We start from the raw sequence: 12,478 nt of genomic DNA, 5'->3' as shown, positions 1-12,478 counted from the left end.
ATCCCCGGCCACGCCGGGCGCCCCGGTGGCACGAACGGCCCCTGTTCGCGATCCGTCGTAGGATGGCGTTGAGCGAAGCGATACCCATCGCCGCCACCGCATGGGTTTCGCCAAGGCTCAACCCATCCTACGAAAAGCACCCCGGCGCAGCGAACAAGATCGTTGCGCCTACGAAGAGCGCCCTTCTTCCACCAGCCAATCCAGCCGCCAGCCACCTTCGCTCTGCGCCAGCACCTCGGCCAGCCAGGGCAGCAGCTCGCGCAGTTCTTCCTCCAGCGGCCACGGCGGGTTGGCGATGGCCAGGCCGGAGCCGTTGAGGCGGTCGGCGCTGTCCGCCGGGTGCACCAGCAGTTCGACGCGCAGCAGCTTGGGCGCCTTGCTGCGTTCCAGGCCCTGGTAGAAGCGCCTGAGCTGGCGCTCGTCCTTGATCGGGTACCAGATCGCCACCACCGTCTGGCGCATGCGCCCGATGGCCTCTTCCAGGGCGATGACGCAGCGTTCCAGTTCGTCGGCCTCCTCGAAGGGCGGGTCGATCAGCAGCACCCCGCGTTTTTCCTGCACCGGCAGCAGCGCCCGCGGCAGCAGCCAGCCGTCGTTCTGGTGCACGGCGATGCGCCGCTCGCCGCCCATGTTGGCCTTGAGCAGGCGGCCGTCCTCCGGGTGCAGCTCGTTCAGGTGCACGCGGTCCTGGGAGCGCGTCAGGCGCCGCGCCAGCTCGGGCGAGCCGGGGTAGTACTGCAGCTCGCCGTCGGGGTTCAGCGCGCGCACCACTTCCATATAGTCCGCCGCCAGCTCCGGCACCTCGTCGAGCTGCCACAGGCGGCCGATGCCCGCTACCCACTCGCCGGTGCGGCTGGCCTCGTCGCCCTGCAGGTCGTACAGGCCGATGCCCGAATGGCTGTCGAGGAAGGCGAAGGGCGTGTCCTTGCGCACCATCAGGGCGAAGATCCGCGACAGCACCAGGTGCTTGAGAACGTCGGCGTGGTTGCCGGCGTGGTAGGCGTGACGGTAGTTCATGAACGGCAGACTCCTTGAAGGCGTGCAGTTTAGCTGCACCGGCATTGTTTTAGGCCTTTATCACGCTCATGGATGTTGCTGTGCCTGCTTCATTCACCAGACTAGACTGCGGCCATTCCCCTGGAGGCCGACCATGTCCGAGACCCTGCTCAGCTCCCGCAACCTCGCCTTCGAGCTCTACGAAGTGCTCGACGCCGAGGCCCTGACCCAGCGCGAACGTTTCGCCGACCACAACCGCGAGACCTTCGACGCCGCCCTGGCCACTGCCCGCGGCATCGCCGAGGAGCTGTTCGCCCCGCACAACCGCAAGAACGACGAGCACGAGCCGCAGTACGTGGACGGCGCCGCGGTGCTGATCCCCGAGGTCAAGCCGGCGGTGGACGCCTTCAACGAAGCCGGCTTCCAGAATGCCTCGCGCAGCTTCGAACAGGGTGGCATGCAGTTGCCGCACCTGCTGTCGCGCGCCTGCTTCGCGCACTTCCAGTCGGCCAACATCGCCACCTCGTCATACCCGATGCTGAGCATGGGCTCCAGCCACCTGATCGAGTCCTTCGGCGACGAGGAGCAGAAGCGCCTGTTCCTGCAGCCGATGATCGAAGGCCGCTTCTTCGGCACCATGGCCCTGACCGAGCCCCACGCCGGCTCGTCCCTGGCCGACATCCGCACCCGCGCCGAACCCCACGCCGACGGCAGCTACCGCATCCGCGGCAACAAGATCTTCATCTCCGGCGGCGACCATCCCCTTTCGGAAAACATAGTCCACATGGTGCTGGCCAAGCTGCCGGATGCGCCGCCCGGGGTGAAGGGCATCTCGCTGTTCATCGTGCCCAAGTTCCTGGTGAACCCGGACGGCAGCCTCGGCAAGCGCAACGACGTGGCCCTGGCCGGGCTGTTCCACAAGATGGGCTGGCGCGGTACCACCTCCACCGCGCTGAACTTCGGCGACAACGGCGACTGCGTCGGCTACCTGGTGGGCAAGCCGCACCACGGCCTGGCCTACATGTTCCAGATGATGAACGAGGCGCGCATCGGCGTCGGCATGGGCGCCATCATGCTCGGCTACGCCGGCTACCTGTACTCCCTGGAATACGCCCGCGAGCGCCCCCAGGGCCGCCCGGTGGACGCCAAGGACCCGACCTCGGCGCAGGTGTCGATCATCGAGCACGCCGACGTCAAGCGCATGCTGCTGACGCAGAAGGCCTACGTCGAGGGCGCCTTCGACCTCGGCCTGTACGCCGCGCGCCTGGTGGACGACTGCGAGACGCTGCCCACCGAGGAGGCGCGCAAGCAGGCCCACGAGCTACTCGACCTGCTCACCCCGATCGTCAAGTCCTGGCCCTCGGAGTTCTGCCTGAAGGCCAACGAGCTGGCCATCCAGATTCTCGGCGGCCACGGCTACACCCGCGAATACCCGGTGGAGCAGTACTACCGCGACAACCGCCTGAACCCCATCCACGAAGGCACCCACGGCATCCAGTCGCTGGACCTGCTGGGCCGCAAGCTCAGCCAGAACGGCGGCGCCGGCCTCAAGCAACTGACGCGCCTGATCCACCAGGCCTGCGAACGCGCCCGGACGTACCCGTCGCTGGACGCCCTGCGCCAGCCGCTGGAGCAACTGCTGGCGCGCCTGTCGGAAGTGACCCTGGCGCTGCTTGGCGACCTGATGCAGGGCAAGGTGGCCCAGGGCCTGGCCAACTCGGCGCTGTACCTGAAGGCGTTCGGCCACACCGTCATCGGCTGGCGCTGGCTGGAACAGGCGATCCGCGCCGAGGAAGGCCTGGCCCTGCTCCACAACGGCGGGGGCAACCCCGCCGACGAGGACTTCTACCGAGGCAAGCTGCAGGCGGCGCGCTACTTCCTGACCTGGGAAGTGCCGTCCTGCCACCACGAGCTGGCCCTGCTCGAAGCCCGCGACGACACCTGTTCCAGCATGCGGGACGCCTGGTTCTAGTCCCGCCTGCCCCTTCCAGCCCCGGTCACGTCCGGGGCTTTTTTATGGGCCAAACCCTGGCGACACAGGCTGTGTGAAAACCTCCGGATCGGTCCAGCTGGTTAAAAAACAACCTGGATTTCGCGTTTCTACGCGGATTCTGGGTTGGCTGAATAGCCAAGCCTTTTCAGATTTCACGTAGGAACGCACTCTTCGAAGAGCCGCTCGGGTTTTCACACAGCCTGGACAGGCTGCCTTTCGTAGGAGCGAGCTTGCTCGCGAACGGAGTATCCCGGTTGCAACGGTGTGCCGGGTTGGGCTCCGCCCCTCTCCCCAACCCTCTCCCTGAAGGGAGAGGGGGCCGTTCGGCATGCGTGGGAAGCCAGGTGTCATCCTGGAGCCTTCGGCGGTTCGCGAGCAAGCTCGCTCCTACAGGGGGATCCGGCATCGGGGAAAAGCCCTCTGAAAGCTCGCTGAAAGGCACTGCAATTAGCCTTTGACAGCCTTGCAAATCCGCAGGTTAGAATCCCTTGGCATGCGGCCTGCATCCTTCCCGTCAACGCCGCCGCTTCCCCCCTCGCCCCGCCAGGAGATCCGCCGCCTTGGATGCCGTCTCGATCAACACCTATTTCCTGGTGGGCGCGGTGCTGGTGGGCATGAGCATCCTGGTCAGCTCGCTGTCCTCGCGCCTGGGCATCCCGATCCTGGTCATCTTCCTCGCCGTGGGCATGGTCGCCGGCACCGACGGCCCCGGCGGCATCGGCTTCTCCAACTACCCCATGGCCTACCTGGTGGGCAACCTGGCGCTGGCGGTGATCCTCCTCGACGGCGGCCTGCGCACCCGCGTGGCGAGCTTCCGCGTGGCGCTCTGGCCGGCGCTGTCGCTGGCCACGGTGGGCGTGCTGATCACCGCCGGGCTCACCGGCCTGGCCGCCGCCTGGCTGTTCAAGCTGAGCTGGATGGAAGGCCTGCTGATCGGCGCCATCGTCGGCTCCACCGACGCCGCGGCGGTGTTCTCCCTGCTCGGCGGCAAGGGCCTGAACGAGCGGGTCACCGCCAGCCTGGAAATCGAGTCGGGCAGCAACGACCCCATGGCGGTGTTCCTCACCGTCACCCTGATCGACATGCTCGCCCACGGCCAGAGCGAGATGAGCTGGAGCTTCCTGGCCCACTTCCTGCGCGAGTTCGGCATCGGCGCCGTGCTCGGCCTGGGCGGCGGCTGGCTGCTGCTGCAGATGATCAACCGCATGCAGCTGGCCAGCGGCCTCTACCCGCTGCTGGCGATCAGCGGCGGCCTGCTGATCTTCGCCCTGTCCAACGCCGTGCACGGCAGTGGCATCCTGGCCATCTACCTGTGCGGCCTGGTGCTGGGCAACCAGCCGATCCGCTCGCGCCACGGCATCCTGCACATGCTCGACGGCATGGCCTGGCTGGCGCAGATCGGCATGTTCCTGGTCCTCGGCCTGCTGGTCACGCCCCACGACCTCTGGCCCATCGCCCTGCCGGCCCTGGGCCTGGCGCTGTGGATGATCCTCTTCGCCCGGCCGCTGTCGGTGCTGGTGGGCCTGGCGCCGTTCCGCGCCTTCCATGGCCGCGAGAAGGTGTTCATCGCCTGGGTCGGCCTGCGCGGCGCGGTGCCGATCATCCTCGCGGTGTTCCCGCTGATGGCCGGGCTGCCCAACGCCCAGCTGTTCTTCAACGTGGCCTTCTTCATCGTGCTGATCTCGCTGCTGGTGCAGGGCACCAGCCTGCCCTGGGCCGCCAAGCTATTGCGCGTGGTGGTGCCGCCGGACCCGGCGCCGATCTCCCGCGCCGGCCTGGAAGTGCACCCGACCAGCGAGTGGGAGCTGTTCGTCTACCACCTGAGCAAGGAAAAGTGGTGCATAGGCGCGGCCCTGCGCGAGCTGAAGATGCCCGAGGGCACCCGCATCGCCGCGCTGTTCCGCGGCACCCAGCTGCTGCACCCCTCCGGCAGCACCATCCTGGAGGCCGACGACATCCTCTGCGTGATCGGCCACGAGCACGACCTGTCGGCCCTCGGCAAGCTGTTCAGCCAGGCCCCGGACCGCGGCCTGGGCGCGCGCTTCTTCGGCGACTTCGTGCTGGAGGGCGACGCCCAGCTCTCGGCGGTGGCCTCGCTCTACGGCCTCAAGCTCGACGGCGTCGACGGCGAGCAGAACCTCGGCCGCTTCATCGCCCAGCAGATCGGCGGCCAGGCGATCATCGGCGACCAGGTGGAGTGGAACGGCCTGACCTGGACCGTGGCCGCCCTGGACGGGAACAAGATCCGCAAGGTGGGGGTCAAATTCCCCGAAGGTCGCCCGGGCCCCGGGTTGTTCCTCTGACAGACCACCTCCACGGACGCTAGCCAAGCCAGCCCACGCCCCCTCCGCGGCGGCGCGTCGGCCGTGCCTTGCCGGCGCCGCACCGGGCGCACTACCCTCACTGCAACCTACCGAGAGCCGCTGACCGCGACCATGCAATCCCTGCGCACCCTGCTCGCCGCCGCCCTGCTCGGCGGCTGCCTCGCCGTCCTGCCCGCGCACGCCGAGGACAGCAACCAGCCACCGTCCGCCGAAACCGTCCAGCAAAGCCTCGACGGCCTGGCCGAGCGCAAGCTCGCCGACGCCGATGCCAAGGCCACCAAGGCCAGCCTCGAGCGCACCCTGAAGCTGCTCGGCGCCCGCGACGACAGCGAGAAGCAGTTGGCCGAGCTGAAGGCCAGCCTGAGCGACGCCCCCCGGCAGATACTGGAGAACCAGCGCGCCCTGGCGCGCCTGAAGGGCAGCGGCGAGAAGCCGGCGGCCCAGCGCTACGCCGGGGAGAACGTCAGCCGCCTGGAAATGCTGCTCAACGACCGCTCCACCCAACTGGCCGACTGGCAGAAGCAGCTGACCGAGGCGAAGAGCCAGTACATCACCGCGCAGACCCGCCCGGAACGCGCCCAGTCCGACATCAGCAACGCCCAGGCGCGCCTGCTGGAGATCGGCAACATCCTCAAGGCCGGCAAGGAGACCGGCAAGACGCTGGCCCCCGAGCGGCGCAACGAACTGCTCGCCGAACAGGCCGCGCTCAACGCGCAGATCCAGCTGCTGCGCCAGCAACTGGCCGGCAACAATCTGCTGCAGGACCTGGCCAGCAGCCAGCAGGACCTGCTGGGCGAGCAGGTCACCCGCGCCGAGCGCGAGACCCTCGAACTGCAGGCCATGATCAGCGGCATGCGCCGCGAGCAGTCGGAGAAGACCGTCGCCGAGCTGGCCCGCGACGGCAGCCAGGGCGCCGGCAGCGACAGCCTGCTGAGCCAGGAGAACGCCGAGAACCTGCGCCTGTCCGACTACCTGCTGCGCACCACCGACCGCCTCAACGTGCTGACGCGGCGCAACCTCGAGGCCAAGCAGCACCTGGACAGCCTGACCCAGCTCGACCAGACCCTCGACCAGCAGATCAACGTGCTGCGCGGCAGCCTGCTGCTGTCCAAGGTGCTCTACCAGCAGAAGCAGTCGCTGCCGAAGATCAAGACCGACCAGGAACTGGCCGACGAGATCGCCGACCTGCGCCTGTACCAGTTCGAGCTGAACCAGAAGCGCGACGAACTGGCCAACCCGCAGCAGTACATCGACGACCTGCTCGCCCAGCAGCCCCAGGAAGCCGTGACCCCGCAGCTGCGCAAGGACCTGTCCACCCTGGTGGACACCCGCAGCGAGCTGATGGAGCGCCTCAACCACGAGCTCAACGCCGTGCTCAACGAGGCCATCACCCTGCAGCTGAACCAGAAGCAGCTCAAGGACACCAGCGACAACCTGCGCGCCACCCTCGACGAGCAGATGTTCTGGATTCCCAGCAACCGCCCGCTGGACCTGTCCTGGTTCAAGATGACCCCGACGCTGCTGCAGCACCAGCTCTCCGAGGTGCCCTGGGGCTCGGCGGTGGTCGAGCTGGGCGAGGGCCTGATCGACCGCCCGCTGCTGTTCCTGCCGCTGTTGCTGCTGATCGCCGGGCTGCTGTGGAAACGCCGCTACCTCTACGACAAGCTCGCCTCGATCAACGACGACATCGGCCACTTCAAGCGCGACAGCCAGGCGCACACGCCGCTGGCCCTGCTGCTGGCGCTGCTGCTGGCGCTGCCCGGCACCCTGACCCTGGCCATCGCCGGCCTGGCCCTGATGCTCGACGCCCGCGGGCAGAACGCCACCCTGGGCGCCGCGCTGCTGCAGATGGCCGAGGTCTGGCTGGTGTTCTACGCCGCGCACCGCATCCTCAGCCCCGGCGGCATCGCCGAGCGGCACTTCCACTGGAGCCAGGCCCAGGTGCGCTTCAGCAGCAAGCTGATCCGCCGCCTCGGCGTGGTGGTCATGGCCCTGGCCGCGGTGGTCACGGTGGCCGAGCGCCAGCCCGGCAGCCTGGCCGACGACGTCATCGGCATCGCCGTGGTGCTCAGCGGCTTCGCGGTGATGACCTGGCTGATGGCGCGCATGCTCTTCGCCAGCCCCAGCACCAGCCGGCCGTCGGCGGTGAAGATGGTGGTCGGCGTGCTCTTCACCGCGCTGCCGGTGCTGCTCTTCGTCGCCGTGTGCTTCGGCTACTACTACACCGCCCTGCGCCTGAGCGACCGGCTGATCGACACCCTGTTCCTGCTCATGGTCTGGGTGGTGATCGAGGCCACCTTCGTCCGCGGCCTCAGCGTGGCGGCGCGACGCCTGGCCTACCAGCGCGCCCAGGCCAAGCGGCAGAACCCGCCGAAGGAAGGCGTCGACGGCAACGAGACCGCGGAGGAGCCGACCCTGGGCATCGAGCAGATCAACGAGCAGTCCCTGCGCCTGATCCGCCTGGGCCTGCTGATCGGCTTCGTGGTGGCGCTGTACTGGGTCTGGGCCGACCTGATCAGCGTCGCCGCCTACCTGGACAACGTCACCCTCTACCAGTACACCGGCGGCAGCGGCGACAGCGCCACCAGCCTGCCGATCAGCCTCGGCGACGTGCTCATGGCGCTGGTCATCGCCGCGGTGACCGTGGCCCTGGCGCGCAACCTGCCGGGCCTGCTGGAAGTGCTGGTGCTGCAGCGCCTGACCCTGGCCCAGGGCAGCGCCTACGCCATCACCACCCTGCTGTCCTACGCCATCAGTGGCGTCGGCATCGTCAGCGCGCTGTCCACCCTGGGCGTCAGCTGGGACAAGCTGCAGTGGCTGGTGGCGGCGCTCTCGGTGGGCCTGGGCTTCGGCCTGCAGGCGATCTTCTCCAACTTCGTCTCCGGCCTGATCATCCTCTTCGAGCGCCCGGTGCGCATCGGCGACACCGTGACCATCGGCAACCTGTCCGGCACCGTCAGCCGCATCCGCATTCGCGCCACCACCATCACCGACTTCGACCGCAAGGAAATCATCGTCCCCAACCAAACCTTCATCACCGGGCAGTTGATCAACTGGTCGCTGAGCGACACCGTGACCCGCGTGACCATCAAGATCGGCCTGGCCTACGAAAGCGACCTGGCCCTGGCGCGCAAGCTCATGCTCGAAGCCGCCCGCGGCAACCCGCGGGTGCTGCGCGACCCCGAGCCGTCGCTGTACTTCCTGGCCATCAGCGCCAGCACCTTCGACTACGAGCTGCGCTTCCACGTGCGCGAGCTGGGCGACCGCAACCCGGCGGTGGACGAACTGCTCACCGCCATCGCCCTGAGCTTCCGCGAGCACGGCGTGGACATGGCCTTCAACCAGCTGGACGTGTTCGTCAAGAACGGCGAGGGCAAGGAAATCCACCTGGCGCAGAACGTCACCCAGTTGCCCCTGGCGCTGCCCGGCGCGCCGCTGAAGGACCAGGACCCGCCGCTGCCGCCCGGCAGCAAGCCCTGAGTCTGGACGGCTCCGGACAAGTCCGAGCACAATGCTCGGACTTACCGGAGCCCGCCCGTGACCGTGAAACAGCTCGACGAACTGACCTTCGACAACCGCTTCGCCCGCCTGGGCGACGCCTTCTCCACCGAAGTCCTGCCCGACCCCATCGCCGAGCCGCGCCTGGTGGTGGCCAGCCCCGCCGCGATGGCGCTGCTCGACCTCGACCCGGCGGTGGCCGGGGAACCGGTGTTCGCCGAAATCTTCTCCGGGCACAAGCTCTGGTCCGAGGCCGAGCCGCGGGCGATGGTCTACTCCGGCCACCAGTTCGGCGCCTACAATCCGCGCCTGGGCGACGGCCGCGGCCTGCTGCTGGGCGAGGTGGTCAACGACGCCGGCCAGCACTGGGACCTGCACCTCAAAGGCGCCGGGCAGACGCCCTACTCGCGCATGGGCGACGGCCGCGCGGTGCTGCGCAGCTCGATCCGCGAATTCCTCGCCAGCGAATACCTGCACGCCCTGGGCATCCCCAGCAGCCGCGCGCTCTGCGTCACCGGCTCGGACACCCCGGTGTGGCGCGAGACCAGGGAAAGCGCCGCCATGCTGCTGCGCCTGGCGCCCAGCCACGTGCGCTTCGGCCACTTCGAGTACTTCTACTACACCCAGCAGCACGACAAGCTGAAGGAACTGGGCGACTTCGTCCTGGCCAACCACTTCCCCGAGTGCCTGGAGCAGCCGCAACCCTACGCCGCGTTCTTCCGCGCCGTGGTGGAAAGCAACGCCGAACTCATCGCCCACTGGCAGGCCTACGGCTTCTGCCACGGGGTGATGAACACCGACAACATGTCGATCCTCGGCATCACCTTCGACTACGGCCCCTACGCCTTCCTCGACGACTTCGACGCCAAGCACATCTGCAACCATTCCGACGACGCCGGGCGCTACAGCTTCAACAACCAGGTGCCCATCGCCCACTGGAACCTGGCGGCCCTGGCCCAGGCGCTGACGCCCTTCGTCGAGGTGGACGAACTGCGCGAGGCCCTCGGCCTGTTCCTGCCGCTGTACCAGGCCCACTACCTGGACCTGATGCGCCGCCGCCTGGGCTTCACCACCGCGGAGGACGGCGACCTGGACCTGGTGCAGCGCCTGCTGCAGGCCATGCAGAGCGGCGCGGTGGACTACAGCCTATTCTTCCGCCGCCTCGGCGAGCAGGCGCCGGAACAGGCGCTGGCGCAGGTCCGCGAAGACTTCGTCGACCTCGCCGGCTTCGACGCCTGGGCCGCCGACTACCGCGCCCGCGCCGAACGCGAGGGCGGCAGCCAGGACGACCGCCGCGCCCGCATGCACGCGGTAAACCCGCTGTACGTGCTGCGCAACTACCTGGCCCAGGAAGCCATCGCCGCCGCCGAACAGGGCGACTACTCGGTGGTGCGCGAGCTGCACGAGACGCTCAGCAAGCCCTTCGAGGAACAGCCCGGACGCGAGGCCTTCACCCGCCGCCCGCCGGACTGGGGACGTCACCTGGAGATCAGTTGCTCCTCCTGAGAACCTGTTTACGATCTGCTGCGCGTCGGCATAACTGCGTTAAAAACAGGCGAGCGATGCTCATTTAGCGAACTAAACTGCGCTCTCTCGCCTGTTTGACTCGCTGCGCTCGCCCTTCGGGCCAGCCTTCGGCTGTTACTCCCGTTGGTCGTTGCGCCTTGTTCTGCTCTAGCTCGCGAGATCGTAAACAGGTTCTGAGGCGGTTATAAGCTCAGGCGAAATCGTTCTGGCGCCGCCCCGCGGGCATTGCTCCCGGTCATTGACCGGTCGGGGCGCCGCTCGCATCCTCAGGGCTTTCTGCCCACCAAGGATGCTCGAACAATGAAACTGGAAACCCTGGCGATCCACGCCGGCTACAGCCCCGACCCGACCACCAAGGCGGTGGCCGTGCCGATCTACCAGACCACCTCCTACGCCTTCGACGACACCCAGCACGGCGCCGACCTGTTCGACCTGAAGGTGGCCGGCAACATCTACACGCGGATCATGAACCCCACCAACGACGTGCTGGAGCAGCGCGTCGCCGCCCTGGAAGGCGGCGTGGGCGCGCTGGCCGTGGCCTCGGGCATGGCCGCCATCACCTACGCCATCCAGACCGTGGCCGAGGCCGGCGACAACATCGTCTCGGTGGCCAAGCTCTACGGCGGCACCTACAACCTGCTGGCCCACACCCTGCCGCGCTTCGGCATCCAGACGCGCTTCGCGCCCCACGATGACGTGGCCGCGCTGGAAGCGCTGATCGACGAGCGCACCAAGGCGGTGTTCTGCGAGTCCATTGGCAACCCGGCAGGCAACATCGTCGACCTCCAGGCCCTGGCCGACGCCGCGCACCGCCACGGCGTGCCGCTGATCGTCGACAACACCGTGGCCACGCCCATCCTCTGCCGGCCCTTCGAGCACGGCGCGGACATAGTCGTGCATTCGCTGACCAAGTACATCGGCGGCCACGGCACCAGCATCGGCGGCATCGTGGTCGACTCCGGCAAGTTCCCCTGGGCGCAGCACAAGGAACGCTTCCCGCTGCTCAACACCCCGGACCCGTCCTACCACGGCGTGACCTACACCGAAGCCTTCGGCCCGGCCGCGTTCATCGGCCGCTGCCGCGTGGTGCCGCTGCGCAACACCGGCGCGGCGCTATCGCCGTTCAATGCCTTCCTCATCCTCCAGGGCCTGGAAACCCTGGCCTTGCGCATGGAGCGCCACTGCGACAACGCGCTCAAGGTCGCCCACTACCTGGAGCAGCACCCGCAGGTGGCCTGGGTGAAATACGCCGGCCTGCCGGAGCACCCCGAGCACGCCCTGGCCAAGCGCTACATGGACGGCAAGCCGGCCTCGATCCTGTCCTTCGGCATCCAGGGCGGCGCCGAGGCCGGCGCGCGCTTCATCGACGCGCTGAAGCTGGTGGTGCGCCTGGTCAACATCGGCGACGCCAAGTCGCTGGCCTGCCACCCGGCCAGCACCACCCATCGCCAGCTCAACGCCGAGGAACTGGCCCGCGCCGGGGTGAGCCAGGACATGGTGCGGCTGTCCATCGGCATCGAGCACAGCGACGACATCATCGCCGACCTCGAACAGGCCCTGGCCGCCGCCGCGGCTTGATATCCGCCGGACGCGGCTCCAGATTGGGGAGATCCCCTTCCGGAGCCGCGCCATGACCGACCCCCTGCTGACTCCCTGCCCCCACTGCGGCGGCCTGAACCGCCTGCCGGCAGCGCGCCTGGACGACCATCCGCGCTGCGGGCGCTGCAAGCACGAGGTGCTGCCGGGCAAGCCCTTCGCCGTCGACGAAGCCGGCTTCGCCGCCCAGCTCAAGGGCGACCTGCCGCTGCTGCTGGACGTCTGGGCCGACTGGTGTGGCCCGTGCAAGGCCTTCGCGCCGACCTTCGAGCAGGCCGCCGCGCGGCTTTCCGGGCGCTGCCGCCTGGCCAAGCTGGACAGCGAAGCCAACCAGCGCCTGGCCGGGCAACTGGGCATCCGCTCCATCCCCAGCCTGATCCTCTTCAAGGACGGCCGCGAAGTGGCGCGCCAGAGCGGCGCCCTGCCGCTGCCGCAGCTGCTCGACTGGCTGGCCCGCCAGGGCCTGTGAGGCGCCGCGACCGCTTCGGTCAGCGCGCCTGAGCGAAGCGGTCATTGCCCGCCGCGGCAGGGCGGCTAGGCTTGC

Annotated in this window: 7 protein-coding genes; 6 read left to right on the top strand and 1 reads right to left on the bottom strand. The window is 68.4% G+C overall.

Annotation, left to right across the window (positions count from 1 at the left end):
* Positions 1–168: 168 nt before the first annotated feature.
* Complete coding sequence (locus tag FG99_RS07360; RefSeq protein WP_043268490.1) at positions 169–1,017, bottom strand: 23S rRNA (adenine(2030)-N(6))-methyltransferase RlmJ; 849 nt, start codon at positions 1,015–1,017, stop codon at positions 169–171.
* A 133-nt stretch (positions 1,018–1,150) separates the two neighbouring features.
* On the opposite strand from FG99_RS07360, the gene FG99_RS07355 reads away from it, so the two are divergent.
* From FG99_RS07355 to trxC, 6 genes are all read left to right on the top strand, one after another.
* Positions 1,151–2,968, top strand: a complete 1,818-nt coding sequence (locus FG99_RS07355; protein ID WP_043268488.1) for an acyl-CoA dehydrogenase — start codon at positions 1,151–1,153, stop codon at positions 2,966–2,968.
* A 581-nt stretch (positions 2,969–3,549) separates the two neighbouring features.
* A complete protein-coding gene (locus FG99_RS07350) occupies positions 3,550–5,292 on the top strand; it encodes a potassium/proton antiporter (protein WP_009613606.1) in 1,743 nt (580 codons plus the stop codon).
* Between the two features lie 132 nt (positions 5,293–5,424).
* Complete coding sequence (gene mscK / locus FG99_RS07345) at positions 5,425–8,793, top strand: mechanosensitive channel MscK (protein ID WP_043268486.1); 3,369 nt, start codon at positions 5,425–5,427, stop codon at positions 8,791–8,793.
* A 63-nt stretch (positions 8,794–8,856) separates the two neighbouring features.
* Positions 8,857–10,317 carry a protein adenylyltransferase SelO gene (gene selO / locus FG99_RS07340; protein WP_043269114.1) on the top strand — a complete coding sequence of 487 codons (1,461 nt, stop codon included), beginning with the start codon at positions 8,857–8,859 and terminating at the stop codon, positions 10,315–10,317.
* Between the two features lie 321 nt (positions 10,318–10,638).
* Complete coding sequence (locus FG99_RS07335; RefSeq protein WP_009613618.1) at positions 10,639–11,916, top strand: bifunctional O-acetylhomoserine aminocarboxypropyltransferase/cysteine synthase; 1,278 nt, start codon at positions 10,639–10,641, stop codon at positions 11,914–11,916.
* A 52-nt stretch (positions 11,917–11,968) separates the two neighbouring features.
* On the top strand, positions 11,969–12,403 hold the full coding sequence (trxC, locus tag FG99_RS07330) for a thioredoxin TrxC (RefSeq protein WP_043268484.1): 435 nt from the start codon (positions 11,969–11,971) through the stop codon (positions 12,401–12,403).
* Positions 12,404–12,478 lie beyond the last annotated feature (75 nt).

This window comes from Pseudomonas sp. AAC, from assembly GCF_000725445.1.
Taxonomy (GTDB): domain Bacteria; phylum Pseudomonadota; class Gammaproteobacteria; order Pseudomonadales; family Pseudomonadaceae; genus Pseudomonas; species Pseudomonas citronellolis.
This window is presented reverse-complemented; position numbering and strand designations above follow the sequence as displayed.